At 53.7% G+C, this 22,215-nt stretch carries 21 protein-coding genes, 1 tRNA gene and 1 other RNA gene; 4 read left to right on the top strand and 19 right to left on the bottom strand.

Going from position 1 to position 22,215, the window contains the following annotated elements:
• The first annotated feature begins 22 nt into the window (after window positions 1-22).
• Entirely contained in the window at window positions 23-427 is a 405-nt protein-coding gene (locus tag D7D48_RS04045; RefSeq protein ID WP_125230068.1) for a SufE family protein, read from the top strand.
• On the opposite strand, the gene D7D48_RS04040 is transcribed toward D7D48_RS04045, so the two are convergent.
• The 10 genes from D7D48_RS04040 to D7D48_RS03995 form a co-directional block, all read right to left on the bottom strand.
• Complete coding sequence (locus D7D48_RS04040; RefSeq protein WP_125230067.1) at window positions 415-1,755, bottom strand: PepSY-associated TM helix domain-containing protein; 1,341 nt, start codon at window positions 1,753-1,755, stop codon at window positions 415-417. The genes D7D48_RS04045 and D7D48_RS04040 overlap by 13 nt on opposite strands.
• Before the next feature lie 10 nt (window positions 1,756-1,765).
• Complete coding sequence (locus D7D48_RS04035; protein ID WP_125230066.1) at window positions 1,766-3,739, bottom strand: TonB-dependent receptor family protein; 1,974 nt, start codon at window positions 3,737-3,739, stop codon at window positions 1,766-1,768.
• A gap of 51 nt (window positions 3,740-3,790) precedes the next feature.
• Window positions 3,791-4,204: a hypothetical protein gene (locus D7D48_RS04030; protein ID WP_221738619.1), complete on the bottom strand. Its 414-nt coding sequence runs from the start codon at window positions 4,202-4,204 to the stop codon at window positions 3,791-3,793.
• Between the two features lie 20 nt (window positions 4,205-4,224).
• Complete coding sequence (locus D7D48_RS04025) at window positions 4,225-4,758, bottom strand: J domain-containing protein (RefSeq protein WP_125230064.1); 534 nt, start codon at window positions 4,756-4,758, stop codon at window positions 4,225-4,227.
• Between the two features lie 51 nt (window positions 4,759-4,809).
• Window positions 4,810-5,442: a Yip1 family protein gene (locus D7D48_RS04020; RefSeq protein WP_185739770.1), complete on the bottom strand. Its 633-nt coding sequence runs from the start codon at window positions 5,440-5,442 to the stop codon at window positions 4,810-4,812.
• 75 nt (window positions 5,443-5,517) lie between these two features.
• A complete protein-coding gene (locus D7D48_RS04015) occupies window positions 5,518-5,748 on the bottom strand; it encodes a hypothetical protein (protein ID WP_125230062.1) in 231 nt (76 codons plus the stop codon).
• A gap of 158 nt (window positions 5,749-5,906) precedes the next feature.
• An RNA gene (rnpB, locus tag D7D48_RS04010) (RNase P RNA component class A) lies at window positions 5,907-6,284 on the bottom strand.
• Window positions 6,285-6,290: 6 nt separating this feature from the next.
• Window positions 6,291-6,983 carry an N-acetylmuramoyl-L-alanine amidase gene (locus D7D48_RS04005; protein ID WP_125230061.1) on the bottom strand — a complete coding sequence of 231 codons (693 nt, stop codon included), beginning with the start codon at window positions 6,981-6,983 and terminating at the stop codon, window positions 6,291-6,293.
• A gap of 90 nt (window positions 6,984-7,073) precedes the next feature.
• Window positions 7,074-7,715, bottom strand: coding sequence for a histidine phosphotransferase family protein (locus D7D48_RS04000; RefSeq protein WP_125230060.1), 642 nt, complete (start codon window positions 7,713-7,715; stop codon window positions 7,074-7,076).
• Window positions 7,716-7,779: 64 nt separating this feature from the next.
• On the bottom strand, window positions 7,780-8,187 hold the full coding sequence (locus tag D7D48_RS03995; RefSeq protein ID WP_125230059.1) for a M67 family metallopeptidase: 408 nt from the start codon (window positions 8,185-8,187) through the stop codon (window positions 7,780-7,782).
• Window positions 8,188-8,203: 16 nt separating this feature from the next.
• Between D7D48_RS03995 and D7D48_RS03990 the strand changes: the two genes are divergently transcribed.
• The 3 genes from D7D48_RS03990 to mtgA all read left to right on the top strand — a co-directional run bounded on the left by D7D48_RS03990 (window position 8,204) and on the right by mtgA (window position 10,877).
• Window positions 8,204-9,145, top strand: a complete 942-nt coding sequence (locus tag D7D48_RS03990) for an RluA family pseudouridine synthase (protein ID WP_125230058.1) — start codon at window positions 8,204-8,206, stop codon at window positions 9,143-9,145.
• Window positions 9,146-9,218: 73 nt separating this feature from the next.
• Complete coding sequence (gene rpoH / locus D7D48_RS03985; protein ID WP_125230057.1) at window positions 9,219-10,124, top strand: RNA polymerase sigma factor RpoH; 906 nt, start codon at window positions 9,219-9,221, stop codon at window positions 10,122-10,124.
• 51 nt (window positions 10,125-10,175) lie between these two features.
• On the top strand, window positions 10,176-10,877 hold the full coding sequence (gene mtgA, locus D7D48_RS03980) for a monofunctional biosynthetic peptidoglycan transglycosylase (RefSeq protein WP_125230056.1): 702 nt from the start codon (window positions 10,176-10,178) through the stop codon (window positions 10,875-10,877).
• A gap of 55 nt (window positions 10,878-10,932) precedes the next feature.
• Here mtgA and D7D48_RS03975 read toward each other — a convergent pair whose 3' ends face one another.
• From D7D48_RS03975 to gatC, 9 genes are all read right to left on the bottom strand, one after another.
• Window positions 10,933-13,446, bottom strand: coding sequence for a TonB-dependent receptor (locus D7D48_RS03975; RefSeq protein WP_125230055.1), 2,514 nt, complete (start codon window positions 13,444-13,446; stop codon window positions 10,933-10,935).
• Between the two features lie 263 nt (window positions 13,447-13,709).
• Window positions 13,710-14,981, bottom strand: coding sequence for an ATP-dependent Clp protease ATP-binding subunit ClpX (gene clpX, locus D7D48_RS03970; RefSeq protein WP_125230054.1), 1,272 nt, complete (start codon window positions 14,979-14,981; stop codon window positions 13,710-13,712).
• Window positions 14,982-15,115: 134 nt separating this feature from the next.
• On the bottom strand, window positions 15,116-15,748 hold the full coding sequence (locus D7D48_RS03965; RefSeq protein ID WP_125230053.1) for an ATP-dependent Clp protease proteolytic subunit: 633 nt from the start codon (window positions 15,746-15,748) through the stop codon (window positions 15,116-15,118).
• Window positions 15,749-15,914: 166 nt separating this feature from the next.
• Window positions 15,915-17,024, bottom strand: coding sequence for an energy transducer TonB (locus D7D48_RS03960; protein WP_125230052.1), 1,110 nt, complete (start codon window positions 17,022-17,024; stop codon window positions 15,915-15,917).
• A 112-nt stretch (window positions 17,025-17,136) separates the two neighbouring features.
• Window positions 17,137-18,636: a trigger factor gene (tig, locus tag D7D48_RS03955; protein ID WP_125230051.1), complete on the bottom strand. Its 1,500-nt coding sequence runs from the start codon at window positions 18,634-18,636 to the stop codon at window positions 17,137-17,139.
• Between the two features lie 93 nt (window positions 18,637-18,729).
• Window positions 18,730-18,814, bottom strand: a tRNA-Leu gene (locus D7D48_RS03950).
• A gap of 104 nt (window positions 18,815-18,918) precedes the next feature.
• Window positions 18,919-20,385 carry an Asp-tRNA(Asn)/Glu-tRNA(Gln) amidotransferase subunit GatB gene (gatB, locus tag D7D48_RS03945; protein ID WP_125230050.1) on the bottom strand — a complete coding sequence of 489 codons (1,467 nt, stop codon included), beginning with the start codon at window positions 20,383-20,385 and terminating at the stop codon, window positions 18,919-18,921.
• Between the two features lies 1 nt (window position 20,386).
• Window positions 20,387-21,871: an Asp-tRNA(Asn)/Glu-tRNA(Gln) amidotransferase subunit GatA gene (gene gatA, locus D7D48_RS03940; protein WP_125230049.1), complete on the bottom strand. Its 1,485-nt coding sequence runs from the start codon at window positions 21,869-21,871 to the stop codon at window positions 20,387-20,389.
• Window positions 21,871-22,158 carry an Asp-tRNA(Asn)/Glu-tRNA(Gln) amidotransferase subunit GatC gene (gene gatC, locus D7D48_RS03935; RefSeq protein ID WP_125230048.1) on the bottom strand — a complete coding sequence of 96 codons (288 nt, stop codon included), beginning with the start codon at window positions 22,156-22,158 and terminating at the stop codon, window positions 21,871-21,873. The genes gatA and gatC overlap by 1 nt, the downstream gene beginning before the upstream one ends.
• Between the last annotated feature and the right edge of the window lie 57 nt (window positions 22,159-22,215).

Raw genomic sequence — 22,215 nt, 5'->3', positions numbered from 1 at the left:
CCCGCAGCCATATGCGGTGGCCATGACCACACTCACCGACATCCAAGAAGAATATGAATTCCTTGAAGCCGACGACCGTTATCGTTTGTTGATTGATCTTGGCCGCGAATTGGCACCAATGCCCGACGCGCTGAAGACCGAGGCGACATTGGTGCGCGGTTGCTCGGCGAGTGTTTGGGTTTATCCGGTCACTGAGAATAAACAACTTGCGTTTATGGCGGACAGCAATGCCGCAATTACAAAAGGCATCATCGCGCTTGTCCTCAAAACGGTGGACGGCAAAAATGCTGCCGAAATTTTAGATACCGATATCGAAAATGCCCTCGCCCCGTTTGATCTGAAGAACCAACTCAGCTCAAACCGGACGCAGGGCATTCCCAATATGATTGCACTTATCCGCGAAACAGCCGCGCGCTATGCCATCTGAGCTGGCCTAACACCCAGCCAAAGTGCAAAGGCCGGAAGGCGGGGCAACAGCAAGCGGTCAAACAGCCACAAAGCCAGCAGTGACATAGCGAGCAACGGCAACAATATGGCCATTACCGCGATGATCACCGCCACGCCGCGTATTTTCTGTGGCACAGCAGGGGCAATTGGCGCCCCCAGCGCATCAACCGGCTTACGCTGCCGCCACATCATAAAACCCGATATCACCAAAGTGATCAGGCCCAACGCAGTAAGCACACCAATAAGCTGATTGATCCAGCCAAAAAGCTGTCCCTCATGCCATGCAATTCCATAATTGACGGCCTTATCAATGACATGCTTATCCGCAAAATCCGTTCGCGACATCTCCTTGCCCGTCGCAACATCAAAGGTGATGCTGCTGTTTAGTGGCCGGTTTTGCGCCTCCGATTTAATCGTCCACGCCATGGGTGTCGGTGGACCAAAACGCTCCGGCGCGCCCGGCGGCTTCACGAAAACGGGATGCGGTAAATTTTCCAGTTTCGCTTTGGCTACCATGTCGGACAGGCCAACAAGCGGTATTCCAGCCGCTTGCATTTTCATCATCGCATCATGATCATGCTCGGCATGTGGGGCGTGGCCTCCTGTTTTCCAGTCTTGCGCGCCTTGAACAAGGCCTAGCTCCGCCCTTGCCAAGCGAAAGGCATCTCCCCAAACACTCGCCCACGGCAATCCAGTGGTTAGCAAAACAAGCGCGAGCCCCGAAACCCAAAAGCCAGTCACAGCATGCAGGTCGCGCAGGAATATGCGCTTGCCCTTGCCTATTCGGGGCCAGACGACGCCGCGAAGCCCCTGCCCGCGCGGCCACCACATATATAGGCCGGTCAGGATCATCACGATGGCCCAGCAAGCGGCCAGTTCAACAATCCAATCCCCAACCCTGCCGATTAAAAGCGAGCCATGAATGCGGGAGACCGTTGCGGAAATGCGACTTTCCGGGTCAAAACTCCCTAAAACCTTGCCCTGCGGCGACACATAGACGTCACGCATGGCCCGACCGTCGGCGAACCCGACATGAATTACAGCGGCATCCCCTTCTCGCGCGGGTAAGCGGTAACCGTGAAACTGCGCGCCTGGATAAGCATCCATGACCGCGGCCAATTGTGCATTGGGAGACACGGCACCATGGGTCGAAAGAGTGCTAAAGGCGCGCTCCTCCCAACGGTCCAATTGCGGCTTGAACAAATAGATTGCGCCGGTTGTCGCCAGCAAGAGAACAAGTGGCATGACGAACAAAGAGGCATAAAAATGCCAACGCCAAATTGTGCGGTAGAATGATGTATTCTCCATGTCCTACCTCCTAAAACCGCATCCGAACGCCGCCATAAATGGCCCGGCGTTCTACCGGATAGTACATCGCTGAAGCTGGCGTTGCCAATATTGCTGCCGATACGTCACCAATAGCTTTCTCACCTGTCAGGTTTCGAGCATCGACGAATATATCAACGCCTTGCTTGATGCGCGCGCCGGCGGATACGCCCCACAATGTATAGCCGGCATTACGGGTCGTGTTCCGATAATCCGCCCAAGCACCTTGGGGTACCCATTCTACATTTGGCGAAATATGAAGATCATCGCCGCCTAGCCGAAGCTCAGACCGCAGGACATGGACTGGAACCACAGGCAGTCGACGGTTCCCATATTGGGCATCTTCCACGAATCTAAAATCCGAATATTGCCAGATTTGTCGGAAGCGCAGCCAATTGGTTGGCGTGGCGCAGAACGCAGCTTCAACGCCCTGATGGCGCGTCTTGTCAGCGTTAAAGGTTGCCGCGGGAATGTCCCGTCCGACTGTAAACTGAAGCATCTCCCTTTTAAGATTGGCGTGATAAACCGCCACATCCCAGCTTACCCATCCCAATGTCCCGCGCGTCCCAAGCTCCGTCGTCCACGCGGTTTGTTCCCGCACCGGAACAAAGGCCGCTATTTGCGCCAGCTCTACAAAGGTCGGAAATTCGGCGGACTTGCTGTGGTTCGCAAAAAACTGGATTTCAGTTGTCGGTTCCCAAAGTACACCTATTTTTGGTGACACCGCATCAAACGATGCCTGCGCCGTTACCGTAGTCGGTACTATTTGCGATTGTTTGCGAAATCCATCGGCGTAAATACCGCCTGCGATCAGGGTTAGGTTTTCGATTGGGCTGACCCTGATTTCACCATAGATATTGGTCGTACGCGCCGTCTGATCGGCGTCAAATGTTAGCGCACCGCGCTTGCCGTTCAGGTTCACGAAACGTTTTGCGTCAATGTTCCCCCAACGGGATTCACCACCCAATGTAACACTCCACACATCACCTGCGCGGTCGTAGCGGGCATATACGCCGCGATCCATTGATACCTGATCGACCACTTGGAAAATCGGGTGGTACAATTCCTTGGAATTCAAAAAGGCCCCGACATCCAAATAGCTGTTGCCCAAGTCGAAGCGCGTTCGGTTCTGGAAACGCATAGAATTGATATCGCGGGCCTGATCGCCCGTGAAATTGCCACTGCGCGGGGCAGTCAATGCCGTTGCACGAGACATCGCGCCTGGTAGCTCCTGATCCAGTGTCGTCATACTGCCGTAAAATCGCGTGAATATAATGTCCGAAACGCGCAAGCCGACATTGCCGTTGAACCGTATGGAATCCCGCCGCGCATGTTGGCGATCCCCTTTATGGCTATCCGCACTCATCGCGACCCAGGCGTTGGCGTCCTCGTCACCTAAGCCGAACGATGCGAGGCCTCGATAAAAATCAAAGCTGCCGACATCAGCGCGCAGGTAGAGGCCCGCTGCATTATCTCCGCTTGGTGTAACACCGTTAACAGCGCCGCCCAGCGTTCCCGAACCGAAGCGTAAGGCGTTCGCGCCGCGATATACCTCCAAATGGTCGAAGAATATCGGTTCAAGTTCCTGAAAGTCGCCATTGTCATCGGCGAGATTAATGGGAATGCCGTCCTGCAATAACGTCAACCCGCGCATGTGAAACCCGCGCGACAGGCCAGAACCGCGAATGGAAATGCGGATTTCCTGCCCAAAGCGTGGCTGGGTATATACGCCGGGGGAAAAGGCCAATGTATCGCGCAGCGAGACAACCGTCTTATCGGCATAATCCTCATGACTGACAATATCGGTACCGCCGGCTGTCTTCTGTGCAGTTACTTCGGCTTGGTCGGCCGCCGCACGACCGATGACAATGATTGTGGAATCAGCAGCATCTTCAGCGGCTGCAGGGGTAATGATTGCACAAAAGCTGCACGCCGCAGAGGCGCGCAAAATGGATAAAAATTTCATGATAGTTTCCTAAATCTAAACGAGAAATAAGCCGCGAAGCAGCCCTTTGGTTTAGATGTAAGAAGGTGGCCCAATGGCCGGAGGTGGCGGCGCGGCTAAACCAGCGCCAACCGATACCTCGCGCTTAGCAAAAACGGGTATCGCCCGCGCAACAGGGGGCATGGCAATTTGCAACCCTGTCGCAGGAAAATCCGCCGCAATAGCAGCACCGGCAAAAGCACAAGGTTGGTGTTCAACCGATTTGCCTTTTGATGGATCTTCCTTGTGCAGCTTGCCTGTTTTGTCCATCCACACGGTTTGTGTGTCCATGCCCGCGCATATGGTGAGCGCGAAGCCCCGTTCCGCTGATGGCATATAACCGGACGGTATGATGACACGCATCGCCAGCGCCATCAGAATAAATATGGCGGCAAAGTTCCGTAAAGGCGACGAAGCTAGTCTCACAGGCGCCATATAGGGGCGCATATTCGGCGGCACAAGAGAGACTAGCCCTTCCACTCCCGGCGCTCTTCCGCCACGCGCAGGACGTCATACGCCGCTTGGCCTGCCTGAAAAGCCTTTGCGGCATCGGCATTGCCGGGGTTTACGTCAGGATGCGTTTCCTTGGCAATTTTACGCCAGGCCTTTTTGGCATCTTCAAAAGTGGAATCGCTTTCGAGGCCTAAAATATCCAGCGCATGCATTTCATCACGGCTACGGCTGCCATCGCCGGACCCTGCCCAACCATAATGTGCCGATTCCTTATAGCCCGAAGAATCGCGGCGCTCATTGGCCTCGCGCTCGTCGGCTTCTTCTTTGGTCAGTCCCTCAAAATAGTCATAGCCACGATTATACTCGCCCGCATGCTCTTCACAGAACATCCACCGTTCGGGATTATTAGGCGATTTGGGCGCCGGACAGTTTCCAGCCTTGTTACAGCCATAGCGGTCGCACAGGCGCACTTGCTGTGCCTCGCTGCTACTTCCGTAGCCACGCCAGCGGGGGAAACCCCAGTCATTTCGTCGCGTAGATCGCACCATGCCGCCGACTTAGCGGCGGCATGCGCATTTTGCTAGGGGCGCAAACGTAATTTATGCGCCGGACAGCGCGCCACCCATCATCGGATTACCGAAAAACATCGAATATAGCAGCCCCGCGACGATGCTAGATATGATAAGCACCAGAACCACATAAATGAGTATGATGACCACCGTAAAACCGGCAACTTTTTCCTTCGGAACGCCAAGTACCGGATGAAGCCCAAGATAGATCAGGTAAACCACATAAGCGATCGCCGCAAAACTCAGCAAAGCACCCAAAAAGGGAATCCAGCTTATCAACGCCACGACCCAGCTCGGCGTACTGGCGTAGGTCATCAACTTCATAGCCTGCACTTTATCCGACGTGCCGTTAAAGCTTGGCGATACGAGCCTCACAATCGTTCCCATTACAAACAGCGTCACAAGCGACAGAATGAAACTAAATGCGGCCATGCCTGATATGGCCATAAGATCCATCGGCATGCCGTTGCCAAGTCCCATCATGTCCGCGGCTGAAATGCCCAATATTCCTGTAAACAATATGGTGGATACCAAGGGTATCAGAGCCAACGGCGTTGCATAACCCGTGTAAAGCCCCCCGATTGTCGTGGGTTCCGATGCAATGACATTCCATTCATCCGATGGATTTAAGATGATATTCTTAGCGCGTTGCACAATCGACATTGACTTAGCCCTCCAGAATTGGCTTGTCTGGGAACAGAACATATTGGTGCCGATATGTAAATATTGACGTTTGCGTCAACTTTGGGGGTAAATATGATAATCATTACTAGAATTTTGGTCGCCGTCATCGGCGTCATCGCTTTGCTCGGTGTTGGCCAGCATTGGTTTGACCTTGACGCAGTAGCTGCGGAGCGCGGCATGCAAGCCATTGGTGACGTTGGCCGCGCGAATTTGCGCGCAGATGTTGGCGGGCTGTTCTTGGGAATTTCGGGCTTGGCGCTGTTTGCTGCGGTACGGCAACATCAAGGTGCAATCCTCGCGGCTACGGTGTTGTTGGGCGCGACATTGATTGGGCGCTTCGTTAGCATTGCAATCGACGGTTATAGCGCAGCTGTCGCACCGCCGATGATCGTTGAAGCGATACTCATCGCCATATTGCTATTTGTCTATCGCGCATGGGGTAAAAAGCCAGAGGGTCTATAAGCCGGGTTCTGTCCTCCGCTTCGGGAAACCGAAGCGGATGTGCGACCATTCATCTAGGCGACGCATTGCTGCGGCACTCATGCAACCAACCCGGGCGACTGGCAGGAGGATGCCATATGCCGCCCCTATTCGGTTTTGCTCCCGGTGGGGTTTGCCCTGCCGTTTCTGTTACCAGAAACGCGGTGCGCTCTTACCGCACCGTTTCGACCTGGCCGCATCGAAATGCGGTGGACTATTTTCTGTGGCACTTTCCCTAAAATTGCTTTCGCCGGACGTTATCCGGCACCGTTCCTCGCTGGAGCCCGGACTTTCCTCCCCTTAGCAGTGACCCGCTAAGCGGCGGTCGCCCAACCCTCTGGCGCACGTCAGATAACAGAACTACCCTCAACCGCCAAGAGCAAGCTGCGCAGTATCGCGCGGCACTCGCTATCGATTACGCCATCGATATTTGCGGGCCGGAACCGCCGCTGAAAAGCAACCGTCGCTGCCCGGCTATCGGCTATGCCATAGCCATAACGCTCCAGTGCCAATAGAAATGCGCCTTCGGGCCAACCGGGATCAACCAGATTTTCAGTTGGCCGTTTTATGGCAAGCCCCAGCTTAGCCAACCCTTCCCAATCAAACAGCTCGCCCGGATCTTCTTTGCGGGCTGGGGCGACATCGCTGTGTCCAACAACATTGCGCGGTTCTATCCCATAAGTCCGGACCAATTCCGCAACCAATCGGGTCACAGTGTCCATTTGCGCCTCCGGAAATGGGCGGTAGCCAAATTCGTGTCCGGGATTGACGATCTCAATACCAATGCTGGCGCTGTTGCAATCGGTTACGCCGCGCCAATAAGATAAACCCGCATGTTGGGCGCGTTGTTCTTCACGCACCATATAGACCAGCTGCCCATCTTCATCGACGACATAATGCGCAGAAACCTTGGATGCTGGGTTTGCTAACCAGTCAATAGCCGCCGCGCCGGACTGCATCCCGGTATAGTGCAGCACTATCATATTGATGGGCAGGCTGCGCTCGCCGAAATTGGGTGATGGGTTCCAGATCATAGTCATATCCGAACCATAGGTAAGTCGGGAGCAACGCGCAATATCAGGCCCGCACACTCTTTACGCTGCGTTCCGTGCGCGCGGCCCACGCAATAATTATATGCGTAAAAGTGCACCTATTACCAAATGTGCGTCATCGGACTCAGATAATTGCAACATGCCACCATCTTGAACGGCAAGCTTATGTGCCATCCACGCCGCCGCCGTCCGTGTATCCACAGCCGCAGGATCAAGCTGACCGGTCAGCGCCTCTCGAACAGCCGAATCCATGAGGATTTTAGGGCCGCTCGCCCGCACAACAATTTCATGCTCTCCGGCGCGCGCTTCTGCGCCGACGAATAATGTACCGCCACGCGCCAACGCCTCATTGGCCAACAGAACCAAATTCAGCAATATTTTCACTGCCCTTTTGGGCATCGCATCCGCAGGCACAGCCCACTCAAGCACCGTTCGTCCACTTGCGGTTACCATTGGCGCAATGACCAATTTTGCTTCATTTGGATCAACTTCAGCGCCAAATCCGCCAGCAGCCCCAAAGGCCAAACGGAAAAATTTCAATTTATCGGCTGCCGATTTTGCGCTCTCCGCCAGCAAATCCATGCACCGCCGCCGCATTTCGGGATCATGCTCATCCGCCAATAGCTCAATACCATTATTCATCGCGCCAACTGGGCTCAAAAGATCATGGCACAAGCGCGAACACAGCAGGCTGGCAAAATCTATTTCAGTATCGGGCATTACAAATAATTCCTGAATGTATCTGGTATGTTGGCGCCGCTCATGGACCGAGTTGACGGGTGTTTCAACCCTCCTTCATTAATGCCATGGGGGTAAATCCGGTCACCTGAGCGCCGTCCACCTCAGGCTGCCATGCGGTAATCCCATCAGCCGCAATTATCAGCCAAATATGCGGCTCTGGTGCCGCTTGTGCGATGTCGGTTGGCGACGGCATAGGCATTCCATTGGGGTGCGAATGGAAAAATCCCAACACAGGGATTCCGCCACGTCTCACATCCTTAGCTGCAGAGATCAAAGCGGCCGGATCGATCTCGAAATGCCTTGCAGGATTGGCCGCAACATTCTGCGCCAGTTCCACCGCGAGTATCCGATCGCCATTCCCCCGCAATAAACCGCAGCATTCATGGTCCCCTGCCATTTTGGCCCAGTCCAGAAGTTGTCGCCAGTCGCTGCTTGATAAATGCAAAGCCATCACCCATGTCTATGCCATGTCAGGGGAAATTACCACATTTACGGGTGTTTTGGGTGCCGGGCGGCTCGATAGTGCGCTTGCTGCCGCCTTGCCGCAATTTTCGCGTGCGCGCATTCAGGCTTTGATTGCCGATGCCGCGCTCCGCATCAATGGTCAGGTCTTTGCCGACACGGGCAGCAAGAAAATGTCGGGGCAGACATTTGAACTTAACGTCCCTGCCCCGGTGCCTGACACAGCAGTGGCGCAGAACATTGCGTTGGACGTCGTTTTTGAAGATGAACATCTCATTATCGTCAACAAGCCTGCTGGGCTCGTCGTCCATCCTGCAGCAGGGCACAGCGACGGAACCCTTGTCAACGCATTGCTGCACCATTGTCAGGGCAAGCTTTCGGGTATTGGCGGGGTGCAACGTCCAGGGATAGTTCACCGCATTGATAAGGACACATCGGGGCTTCTGGTGGTTGCCAAGAGCGACGCTGCGCATGAGGGCCTCGCGAAACTTTTCGCCGCGCATGATATTGAGCGCAAATATATCGCGATTGTGAACGGCATTCCTGCGCCACCGGCTGGTACAGTCCGCACACAAATTGGTCGGTCCACCACAAACCGAAAGAAAATGGCGGTGCTGCCCGAATCAAAGGGTCGTCATGCCGTCACGCATTACCGGATGGTGGAGGCCTTCGCCAAAACAGCGATGGTCGAATGCACGCTGGAAACGGGGCGCACGCATCAGGTCCGCGTGCATATGGCGCATATCGGCCATCCACTCATTGGCGATAGCGTCTATTCTAATCGACAAAACCACTACAAAATTGGTCCAAATCAAGCCAAATTCGACCGGCAAGCATTGCACGCCGCCTCTTTGGGGTTTATTCATCCTATTACCGGCGGAACTTTACGGTTTGAATGCGGTATACCAGAAGACATGCAGCTTCTGTTAAGCAAGCTTCAGTTATAAAAGTTTCGAAGGGAACGCTTTACCATCGGGTGCTTGATGAGGCCCGGCGGAAGGCACAATGAAAGAGGAAAACATGTCTGATAGAAAGAATGTTCCGGCTACGATACCTGCCCTTGGGGGGGACGCGAGCCTTAATCGTTACCTAAGCGAAATTCGGAAATTTCCGGTACTCAAGCCCGAGCAGGAATATATGCTCGCAAAGCGCTTGCAAGAACATGGTGACGCCAAAGCAGCTGAACAGCTGGTCACGTCCCATCTTCGCCTCGTATCAAAAATCGCTATGGGCTATCGCGGCTACGGCCTGCCGGTGTCCGAACTGATTTCCGAAGGAAATATCGGATTGATGCAGGGCGTAAAGAAATTTGACCCCGATCGTGGCTTCCGCCTCGCGACCTACGCGATGTGGTGGATCCGCGCCTCGATGCAGGAATTCATCCTGCGCAGCTGGAGCTTGGTTAAAATCGGCACCACCGCCGCGCAGAAGAAGCTTTTCTTCAACCTGCGCCGCATGAAAAACAATCTTCAGGCTTTTGAAGACGGCGACCTGAACCAGGAAGCGTTGCGCAAAATCGCAACGGACCTCGGCGTTTCCGAAGAAGAAGTGAACAACATGAACCGCCGCATGGCGATGGGCGGGGATACCTCGCTCAACGTGCCTATGCGCGAAGATGGCGATGGCCAGTGGCAAGACTGGTTGGTCGATGACACGCCGTTGCAAGACGAACGTGTTGCTGACGCGCAGGAAGGCGACATGCGCCATGCCTTATTGTCGGAAGCCATGGATAGCTTGAATGAGCGCGAGAAGCACATTCTCACGCAACGCCGCCTCATCGAAGAACCGCAAACTCTCGAAGAACTAAGCCAGACGTACAGCGTCAGCCGAGAGCGTGTGCGCCAGATTGAAGTGCGCGCTTTTGAAAAGCTGCAAAAGGCTATGCTGCGTATCGCCGGTGAGAAGCGGATGCTGCTTACGATTTAACACACTGCAAAAATAGATGACGGGCGGAAAGCACTGCGCTAGTTTTTGATTATGACAAAAACCAAGCGTTCGCTTTCTGCCCGTTTTTTGCGCTCCAGCTTCAAGGGCGCCGCCTATTTCATCGGAGGCAGTGTTGCGCTAACGGCCATATATGCCGTGGTCCCTGTTCCAACGACATTGACGATGTTGTTCGACACTAATGGCGCCAAGCGCGACTGGACACCCCTGTCCGACATTTCACCAAACCTTGTGCGTGCCGTTATCGCCGCCGAGGATGGTAAATTCTGCAGCCATGATGGCTTTGATCGCGAAGCTATTGAAAAGGCGCTTACCCGCAACATAAAGGGCGGCCGCATGCGCGGCGGCTCAACGATCAGCCAGCAGACCGCGAAAAATGTGTTCCTATGGCAAGGATCCGGCTGGACACGCTATTTGCGCAAAGTGCCTGAAGTGTATTTCACATTCTTGATCGAAAAAATCTGGGGCAAGCGCCGGATCATGGAAGTATATCTGAACGTCGCGGAGACCGGTATTGGTACCTACGGCGCAGAGGCCGGCGCAAAGCGTTATTACAATAAATCCGCCGAGAACCTGACCCGTATTGAGGCCGCGCGCTTGGCAGCCATCTTGCCCTTACCCAAGAAGCGCGCCGTGAACGGCGTAGGCGGCTTCACTCGCCGCTATGGCAATAGCATCTCCGCGCGCATCCGCGTCGTCAAACGCGACGGCCTCGACGCTTGCATCTACACATAAAAAAAGGGCGGAGCCGAAGCCCCGCCCTGATTTTCAAGAAACCGAACCTTAAAGATCAGAACTGGAAGTTGATCGTTCCACTGACCGTGCGCGGCGCACCAATTTGTGCAAAGCCCGGGCTACCTGATTGGAACGTCGCTCCACCACCTGAACCAACATAAAGTTCATCAAACAGGTTGTAGACGTTGATCTGGAAGAAGGTCTTATCATTCAAGCCTAGAAACTCGAGATTAACCCGCGCATCTAGATTTACCATCCAATAAGCTGGCTTTTTCGCGCCGAATACGATTGCAGGCGCCGTATAGGTTGAGTCCGTACCCAAACGAGAATAATCAGGCGCCGATGCATATACTGGCAGGTTTGTATCGTAAATATAACGACCACCTGTGCGCTTCGCAACGCCACCAATTGATACAGGACCCAGATTAATCTGCGAGCCCACACCAAAGCTATAATTTGGTGTATCGTTCAATTTCTTACCTGCCAACGGAACAGTCTGTGTGGCCGAACGCTTAACGTTATCCTTGATTTCACTCTCATTAAGTGAGCCGAACGCATAGACGTTGAAAAAGTCTACGGGTTGGAATGCTATGCTTGCATCAAGACCGTATACATCCACCTTACCAATGTTTGTGAAGATTGACTCGTTGGTCTCAACATCAAAAACAGTCTGCAAGCGGTTGTTGTACTTGGTAAACCAACCAGAAACCATAGCCTGCACAGGGCCAGAACGATAACGCAGACCGCCATCAAAGCTGTCAGTTGTTTCCGGTGCCGGCTTCACACCAGCAGTGCCGGGTACGAAAAAGAAGCTGCTGTACAATGGATCAGTACCGGGAACGGAAAGCCCCTGCGCGTAGCTACCGAACAAGCTAACATTATCGACCAACTTGTAGGTAAATCCAACGTTCGGAAGCAGCTTGTTATAGTTAAACACCCGGTTCTGTGGCCCTTGGCGGGTTGGGAAGGATGCCGCATAAGATGCATTCAGCGTGTCGCTACCGAAGCAGTCAACAAATCCGCTTGCGGAAGTTGTGAAGCAATTTTGCGTTAGGTCGCGCGTAAAGAATGGAAGACGTACGCCAATGTCGAGCAACAATTTCTCTTCCATGAACTTGCCGTTGTAACGACCTGATGCTTGATGCAACGTGGCGATCGACTTACGATCGCGTTTTTGCAAAACATTGCCAGCCGCATCCGTCAAACCTTCGTTACAGAATACGTCTTCCGGTGTGCCACCTGTGTTCAACAAGCAGGTTTCACCGGTTTGGCGGTGACGACCACGGTCGAATGTGTAAGAAACCTGGATCGACTGAGTATCTGACATGTCGTAACGCAGGTTGGCAATGACACCAAAACGTTGGGTCCGCGTGTTGCTGGGTGCCAAGATTGCAACTTCGTCCAACAAGTCACCATCACCAGTCAAATCCTTACCAAAATAAGGACGCCCACCGATATATCCTGTGCGGCCACCTTCTAAACGCTCGCGCGCATTCACTGTGCCGCCGCCATTAGCCTTTACGGATTGGAAGCTAGGGTCAACCGTCAGCGTTAATGTGTCTGTGAGGCTGAATTTCGATTTGATACGAAGGTTACCGGTATTGGACGGATTAAAACGACGATCAAACTCAGTGCCACAGAGGGTCGCCGCGTCTGCCAAGTTGGGTCGGGCGGGCACGGTGGTCGTGCATGGGAAGTTAATATTATATTCCCGCTCATCCGTCGTCAAAGGAAAGCGATTGGGAACAATACGGTTGCCAGAAGTGTCTTCACGAAGCGCTACCGAGCCAAAGAAATTGTTACGATTCTGGTTATAATGTGCCGAAACCTGAACAAAATCGCCATTGTCACCAATAGGTTGGAAGAATGAAGCATTATATTGTTGCTTATCTACCTTACCATAATTGTTGAACGGATTATCATTTGTTGCGTTCGAAGCCGAAACATAGAAGCGTGAGCCGCTTGCGTTCAAATTTCCGGAGTCGACGCTAGCGAAAAAGCGCTTGAAATCAAACTGACCAGCCGAAGTGCCGACACGCACAGAAAAATCTTCATAAGGACGACGCGTACGATAATTAACTGTACCGCCAACCGCTGAAGCTGTTGGGCTATCAACATCAGTTGAACCCAGGTTTACGTTCACTTGCTCGATCAATTCGGGGTCCAATTGCTGGTTCGAATAGATTGCATAGTTTCCGGTGTCGTTCAAAGGAACGCCGTCAAATGTTAAGCTGATGCGGTCACCACCAAATCCACGGATGTTCAGCGATCCGCCAGACGAACCATAGGCGTCATTATTTGTAAAGGTAACACCTGGTATGGCGTTGATAGTATCCAAGACAGTTTGCCCTGGGTTCTGACGCTGAATATACTCTTCGGTAAGGACCGATTTTGCCTTCGTCGTGTCAGGGATCTGAACACCGGCAACATCCTGCGAACGCGAACCTGAGACAACAATCACTTCGTCTTCGAAGTCGACCGAACCGGTTGATTGCGCGAATGCCGCGCTGGAAAAACTGCAAATGGTAAGTGCGACAGCGCTTGCTGCAAACTGGTAACGAATCTTCATGCTCTTAACCCCTATGATTTTCACATGCCGTTTGTTCGACAGATTTTGGTTTTTGGCCGAATCACGCGAACGAAATGGACCTTGCGACCTCCCTTGGAGCTCGTAAATGTCAGTAAAATGACAATCAGCTCCGCAGATGAAGCGCCCTTAGACGAGAGTGAGGCACAAGCATAGTTTCGCGTTGCACCAAATTGTGCAAAGCAATATTTTCGTTTATTTTGTCTGCAAATGTGGCAGCTTTGCCACAGTATGCCTGTGACGGATTAGGCGGCGTCTTCTTTGCTGGCCTTGGCCGACTTGGCATATACCAAAACGGGGGTCTTGCGACCTTCCACCACGTCTTTGTCGACCACAACTTCGTCGACGCCGTCATAGGTTGGCAAGTCGAACATCGTATCTAGCAAAATCGCCTCCAGAATGGACCGCAACCCACGCGCACCGGTTTTGCGTTCAATTGCCTTTTTAGCAACGGCTTCCAACGCATCATCGGTAAAGCTTAGGCCAACTTCTTCCATTTCAAACAGCTTGCGATATTGCTTCACAAGCGCGTTTTTTGGCTCCGACAGGATTTTCACCAAAGCCGCTATATCGAGATCTTCCAGCGTAGCTGTTACCGGCAAGCGCCCTACGAATTCGGGGATAAGACCAAATTTCAACAAATCTTCTGGCTCAATCTGCTTGAGGATTTCGCCTGTACGGCGCTCGTCAGGATCGGCGACATGCGCGCCAAAGCCAATCGACTTGCTCTCCAGGCGGTTTGAAATAATCTTTTCAAGCCCGGCAAATGCACCACCGCAGATGAACAGTATGTTCGTCGTATCCACCTGCAGAAACTCTTGCTGCGGATGCTTGCGGCCGCCTTGTGGCGGGACGCTGGCGGTTGTGCCTTCCATAAGCTTCAGCAGGGCCTGCTGCACGCCCTCCCCGCTCACATCGCGGGTTATCGAGGGGTTTTCGGCCTTGCGGCTGATCTTGTCGATTTCGTCGATATAGACGATCCCGCGCTGCGCCTTTTCGACATTATAGTCCGAGGCTTGCAGCAGCTTGAGAATGATATTCTCAACATCTTCACCGACATAGCCGGCTTCTGTCAAGGTCGTGGCATCTGCCATGGTGAACGGCACGTCAAACGTCTTGGCAAGTGTCTGTGCCAACAATGTCTTACCGCAACCCGTGGGGCCAACAAGCAGGATGTTGGACTTCGCAAGCTCAACATCTGCGCCCTTTGCACCATGGTTGAGGCGTTTGTAATGGTTATGGACGGCAACCGACAAGACGCGCTTTGCCTGCGGCTGACCAATGACATAATCGTCCAATACTTCGCAAATTTCCTGCGGCGTTGGCACTTCGCCTTCTTTGCGGCCGTTCAACGCGCCCTTTGTTTCTTCGCGAATGATATCATTGCAAAGCTCCACACATTCATCACAGATGAATACGGTGGGACCAGCGATGAGCTTGCGCACTTCATGCTGCGATTTTCCGCAGAAGGAGCAATAAAGAGTGCTTTTTGTATCTGAACCGCTCAACTTCGTCATAAAATGTCCTGCTTGCACGCCAACTTCAAACGCACCTTATTAAATCAACATCCTAAAGATGCGTTCCGATTTAGCAATAGCCCAATAAGGACAATGCCATCACGGCAAATCTACGAAAACTATCGACAATGTTGTCAGCTTGCGTCGGCTTCCGCATTGGCTGGCCGCTTGTCGAACACCTCATCCACAAGGCCAAATGCCTTTGCTTCTTCTGCTTCAAGGAATGTATCGCGGTCCATCGCTTTTTCGATATCCTTCAATGGCTTGCCGGTATATTTCGCATATAGGTCGTTCATACGCTTGCGGATCCGCAGGATTTCGTTCGCCTGAATCTGAATATCCGACGCCATGCCGCGTGCGCCGCCGGAAGGCTGATGCACCATGATCCGGGAATTGGTCAACGCAACGCGCATGCCGGGTTCGCCCGCTGCGAGTAGGAAGCTGCCCATAGACGCCGCTTGGCCAATGCAAACAGTGCCGACTTTCGGGCGGATATATTGCATCGTGTCGTGGATCGCCATACCCGCCGTAACCACGCCGCCTGGAGAGTTAATATACATCCAGATGTCTTTCTTCGGATTGTCCGATTCGAGAAACAAGAGCTGCGCTGTGATGACGGAGGCCATATTGTCCTCCACTTCGCCCGTCACAAAAATGATCCGTTCGCGCAAAAGCCGCGAAAAAATGTCCCAGCTGCGCTCCCCACGGTTCGATTGCTCGATTACGACGGGGACCAATGCTTGGACGGGATCAAAAGGAACGTGCATGAAATACCTCTAAGATGTTATGTTTATGCCTCTTCGCCTACATCGGCGCGGGCAAGCAAAGTTTCAAGCAGGAAAACGGTTAAGTTTGGGGATGAATTGGAGCACTTGGTCACGCGCCACAGTCTAATCATTCACAAATTCGATTACTTCTTCCTCATTTGACGACCTAATCGACTTTCAATTGTGTGTCGCGATCCTGCTTCTGCATGGCATAGCGCACTCGCACAACGCAATTGCTGTAGCCCTGCATGGATGGCGCAGTTGTGCTGGCAGAGACGATCCTTTGCGCGGCCTCTCCAAATTCAGCGGCAGGTTCGGCAGCGACGACCTTAGTATTACCGACCGCGCCCCACGGCGCGAGATCAAATGCAATCACGGCCCAGCCTTCAATATCGCGCCGGCGGAAATTTTCCGGATATATCAATGTGGGCTGCGATTTCCATTCGACGGCTTGGGGACAATTACTGTCTTCGTAGCGATATACATCAAGTTCTTTGCTTTCCGGCGCAATCAGCTTGCCACTGTGCCGCGTGTAAGGATAGAGGCACCCCTGCTTCGCACCTTTGGCAAAGCGCGATTGTGCCACGGCGTTTAACGAGGCTTTATCAAGCGCTTTATTGCCCGTTGTCTCATATATTCGCAGACGCACGGGTTTTCCCGCATCGTTAATGTCAAACTGCACCATGCTCCAGTTGGACCGGCCTGGTGTCGCGGGGATTTTTTCAAAATCGGGAAATGCACGCAGCAACACCGCTGACTGCCGTGTGCTGCAGTCAGATCCCTTGGGTGCAACGCGTTCAAACAGCTCTTTGGGTGGCCGAGATTGCGCAAAAATCGAATAGCCTATCAGAGCGTGGATGTCCGCATCCACGATGCTACTGCGTTTAGTTTGATAGGCAATGACGCATTCGTCTCGAATGGCATTCGGCTCAAATCGGCTTGCCGCAAGTGACGGCGCTAAGTCTGCCATTGCGCCATAGCCCGCCGGGTCGCGCATTATGCCAAGTGGGCGACCGTTTTCATCAATGCGAAAGCGCAGCTGCACTGGCTGGTCCGAATTGCTGCCGGTCCAGACGAGGTCGGCCATTGGCGTTTGGACACGGGAAATATCGAGTGGTGCATCACCGCAACGGCCTGACATAGGCTGCATTACAACCACGGCCTGACGCCGCGCAGACCTCTCAGTGGGGCTGACCGTCGTCACAATCGGAAGGGGCGCAACGGACGGCGATATCGTGATTGATGGCGCGACCAAGGCGAATACAAAGTTCAACATAGCGCAACATGTGCCATGTGCCTTGGCTGCCAACAAGGGGCTATCGCCTTAGCAGATACAAAAAGGGGGACGCATCGCATCCCCCTTTTTGCCTCATCTAATATCGAAGAGATTATTTCTTTGGCGCAGCCTTTTTGGCAGGTGCCTTTTTCGCAGGCGCTGTATCTACGTCCTTTTTAGGAGCAACCTTCTTTGCAGCAGGCTTGGCTTCCTTGGCAGGCGCTTCATCCTTTGAGGCGGCCTTTTTGGCAGGTGCCTTTTTCTTAGCGGCAGGCTTTGCATCTGGTTCCGCTTCAATCGCGGCTTCCAGCACGTCCTTAGCCACAGCCTTGTCCGTTACGGTCGCCTTCTCGAACAGGAAGTCGACAACCTTGTCTTCAAACAAAGGCGCACGCAATTGTGCAGCTGCCATTGGGTTTTCCTGCAGATATTGCACGAAACGCTGACGGTCTTCAGGGCGATATTGCTGTGCAGCTTGCTGCACGAGCATGTTCATTTCCTGCGCACTCACTTCAACGCCATTGGCTTGGCCGATTTCCGAGAGGAGCAGGCCCAAGCGAACGCGGCGGACGGCGATATCGCGATACTCTTCGCGCTCGGCTTCCATTTCCTTTTTCGCAGCTTCGGCATCTTCTTCGCGCGCAGCTTCTTGCTCCAATTGCGCCCAAATCTGGGCAAATTCCGCTTCAACCATGGAAGGTGGCACGTCGAAATCATGCCCGGCCGCAAGCTGATCCAGCAATTGGCGCTTCATATATGTACGCGTCAGACCGTTATGCTCTTGCTCAACTTGAACCTTCATCAACTCGCGGAGCTTGTTGATGCCATCCAGGCCGAACATCTTGGCAAGATTGTCATCTGCCTTGGCTTCAACGGGCTTGCGCACTTCGGTGACGACGATGTCAAAAGTTGCCGCCTTACCCTTCAGGTTCTCAGCATTATAATCGTCTGGGAAGGTTACGTTCAGAACCTTCTCGTCATTGGCTTTCACGCCAACCAATTGGTCTTCGAAACCAGGGATCAGCTGACCAGAGCCAAGCTCAACGGCCATGCCTTCGCCCTTACCGCCTTCGAAAGGCACGCCGTCAACCTTGCCTTCAAAATCGATAACTACGCTGTCGCCCATTTTCGCAGCATATTTCTTGTCTGCCGCTTCAAAGCTCTTTTGCCCTTCGGCAAGCTTCAGGATCGATTCGTCCACTTGCGCATCGCTCACTTCAACAGTCAGGCGCTCAAGCGTGATGCCGTCTATCGATGGCGCGGCAATTGCGGGAAGCACTTCTAGATGGAAATCAACAACCGCGTCTTTGCCCGGCGCGTAATCTTCGCCCAGATGCACATGCGGCTGAGTCGCTGGACGCAATTTATGATCAGAAATGGCCTTTTGGACGCCTTCTTGGATCGAGCTGTTCAGCGCGTCCTGAAGCAGCGAATCCTTATGCATCTTCTTAACCAGATTGGCGGGAACCTTGCCGGGACGGAAGCCGGGCATACGCACTTGAGGTGCAATTTTCTTCACCTCGGCATCGATGCGGGATTCAACGTCCTTTGCGGTAATCATCATGCGATAAGCGCGCTTCAGGCCTTCATTCTGTGTCTCGACGGTCTGCATGTTTTCTTCTCTATCTACGACAGACCCGCTGGCCTGCCAAAAACTGTTAATGGCTTTCGGGTTCAACGACAGCCGGGAAATTCCCCTTTTTCGTGGTGCGGGCGAAGGGACTCGAACCCCCACACCTTGCGATGCCAGAACCTAAATCTGGTGCGTCTACCAATTCCGCCACGCCCGCTTACCAAAAGCTGCCATTTAACAAACGACGGGAGCCTCTAACGGGAAAGCCGCTGCGGGGCAAGGGGAGAAGCGGCGAAACCACCGCACCCCCGCACAGACAGCTTACCCTAAAGCCTTTTTCAGCAAATCATTGATGATTTGCGGATTGGCCTTGCCCTGCATAGCCTTCATCGTTTGGCCGACGAAGAAGCCGAACAACTTGTCCTTACCGGACCGATATTCCGCAACCTTGTCCTCGTTCGCGGCCATGATCTTGGCGATTTCCGCCTCAATCGCGCCCGTGTCGTTGGTTTGCTTCAAGCCCTTTTCTTCGACGATGGCCGATGCGGCCTGCCCCGTTTCGAGCATGATTTCAAAAACTTGCTTCGCGATGCTGCCGCTGATCGTACCATCGGCAACGAGGCCGAGCAATTCGGCGGCTTGCTTGGGATTGACTGGGCTTTCGTCCAAAGTCTTGCCCATTTTGTTCAGCGCGCCGAACAATTCGGACATCAACCAGTTGGACCCTTGCTTGGCATCCACGCCTTGCGCCAGCAAATCTTCAAACCAGAATGCCGTTTCGGCCTCTGCCGTCAGAACGGCCGCGTTATAGGCTGTCAGGCCCATCGCCTCATAGCGCGCACGCTTGGCATCGGGAAGCTCTGGCAAGGATGCGCGGCATTCCTCGAGAAACGCGTCGTCGAGTTCCACGGGCAGCAAATCGGGGTCGGGGAAATAGCGATAATCATGCGCGTCTTCTTTTGACCGCATCGACCGCGTTTCCATTTTATTGGGGTCAAACAGGCGCGTTTCCTGCACCACTGCGCCGCCGCTTTCGATCAGATCCACCTGACGCTGCGCCTCATACTCAATGGCTTGCATCATGAAGCGGATAGAATTGACGTTTTTGGTCTCGGTGCGCGTACCCAATTCGCCGCCAGGCTTACGCACCGATACGTTGACGTCGGCACGCATGGAGCCTTGTTCCATATTGCCGTCGCATGAGCCAACATAACGCAGAATGGAGCGCAATTTCTTGAGATACGCGCCGGCTTCCTGCGGGCTGCTGATATCCGGGCGCGAGACGATTTCCATCAAGGCCACGCCCGAACGGTTAAGGTCAACGAAGGACATCGTTGGATGCTGGTCATGCATCAACTTGCCTGCGTCCTGCTCAACATGGATGCGCTCAATACCAATTTTCTTGGTCGGGCTATCGGGGTCTTTTTCGTTGAGCGTTACCTCAATTTCGCCCTCACCTACAATCGGGTGATAGAGCTGCGAAATTTGGTAACCCTGCGGCAAATCGGCGTAGAAATAATTTTTACGGTCAAAACGCGACCAGCGGTTGATCTGCGCATTGATTGCCATGCCGGTACGGACGGCCTGACGCAGGCATTCGCGGTTTGGCACGGGCAACATGCCCGGCATGGCCGTGTCAACGAGGCTAACATGGCTGTTCGGTTCAGCACCAAAGCCCGTCGAAGAGCCCGAAAACAGCTTAGACTCGCTGGTTATCTGCGCATGAACTTCAAGGCCAATTACGACCTCCCACGCGCCGGTATTCCCTTGGATGCGGTATTCACTCATATTACCACCACTCTCCGGCTTCCGCCGTAAATCCTGAACGCTGTTCAATCGCGAGGCCCGCGTTGAGCACCGACTGTTCATCCAGCGCTTTGCCGATAATTTGCAGGCCTAATGGTAAGCCATCTTTGCTCAGGCCGCCGGGAACGGACATGGCAGGCAGACCAGCCAGTGAAGCGGGCACAGCGAATACGTCGTTCAAATACATCGACAATGGGTCGGCATTTTTTTCGCCCAATCCGAACGCCGCGCTTGGTGCGGTTGGCGCGAGGATGAGGTCACAGCTTGCCCATGCATTTTCGAAATCGCGTGCAATTAAGGCGCGAACCTTCTGCGCTTGCGTGTAATATGCGTCGTAGAAACCAGCGCTCAACACATAGGTGCCGATCATGATGCGACGGCGGACTTCCTCGCCAAAGCCAGCGGCGCGGGTCGCGGCATACATGTCTTGCAGGCCTGCGCCTTCTGGTAAGTCGCGCAAACCGAAGCGCACGCCGTCATAGCGCGCAAGGTTCGATGACGCTTCGGCAGGCGCGATGATGTAATAAGCTGGCAACGCATATTGGGTATGCGGCAGGCTGATATCGACGATTTCCGCGCCTGCATCTTTCAACCAAGATATGCCATTATCCCACATTTTGGCGATATCTTCGTCAATACCATCGAGACGATATTCCTTGGGGATACCGATACGCTTGCCCTTCAGGTCACTGTTTAGGCCAGCTTCCCATGCGGGCACCGGCAAATCGAGCGAGGTCGAATCCTTCGGATCAAAACCTGCCATAGCTTCTAACATGATCGCGCAATCGCGCACGTCGCGCGCCATCGGGCCAGCTTGGTCCAAAGAACTTGCAAAGGCCACGACGCCCCAGCGTGAGCAACGGCCATAAGTAGGCTTAATGCCGCTAATGCCAACAAAAGCCGCAGGCTGGCGAATCGATCCGCCAGTATCTGTCCCCGTCGCTGCAGGGCAAAGCCGCGCGGCGATGGCGGAAGACGAACCACCCGACGATCCACCGGGCGCTAATGCCGCCGTGCTGCCGTCATTGCGACGCCAAGGCGAGATAACATTGCCAAAATAGCTGGTCTCATTCGACGAACCCATCGCGAATTGGTCAAGGTTCAGCTTGCCCAACATCCCTGCACCGGCCTTCCACAAATTGGCGGACACGGTGGATTCATAGGTTGGCACAAAGCCTTCCAATATGTGGCTTGCGGCGGTTGTCTGCACGCCTTCGGTGCAGAACAAATCCTTCATACCAATGGGCACGCCGGCCATTTTGCCCAGCGGCTTGCCAGCAGCGCGGTCAGCATCGACGGCTTGCGCAGCCTCTATGGCTTTTTCAGGGGTTTCCACGATGAAAGCATTCAAGGCCTTTGCCGCAGATACGCGCGCGTTCAGCGCCTCTGCGACTTCCACAGCCTTAAAGTCACCCTTGGCCACGCCATCACGGATAGCGACCACACCGAGTCTGGAAAAATCAGTCATTATTCAATCACCTTCGGCACGCCAAAGAAGCTGCCTTCCTTGGCTGGTGCGTTGGCGAGCACTTTGTCGCGCACATCGCCATCGGTCACAACATCATCGCGCAGGCGCAGCTTATTGGCGATGACGGCTGTCATCGGCTCGACGCCAGTGACGTCGACCTCTCCCAATTGCTCCACCCAGGCCAAAATGCCATTGAGCTCGCCGACCATTTTGTCAGCCTCAGCATCGCTAATCGCGATACGCGAAAGCCGTGCGATTTTATTCACGGTATCTTTATCTACAGACATAAGCCCGCCGCTAGCATTGCGCCTGCATTGCTTCAACGGAAAAGCTTGGGGTAAAGA

This window comes from Sphingorhabdus wooponensis (genome assembly GCF_003933235.1).
Lineage (GTDB): Bacteria > Pseudomonadota > Alphaproteobacteria > Sphingomonadales > Sphingomonadaceae > Sphingorhabdus_B > Sphingorhabdus_B wooponensis.
Note: the sequence above shows the minus strand (reverse complement) of the source record. Positions and strands in the feature narration are given on the sequence as shown.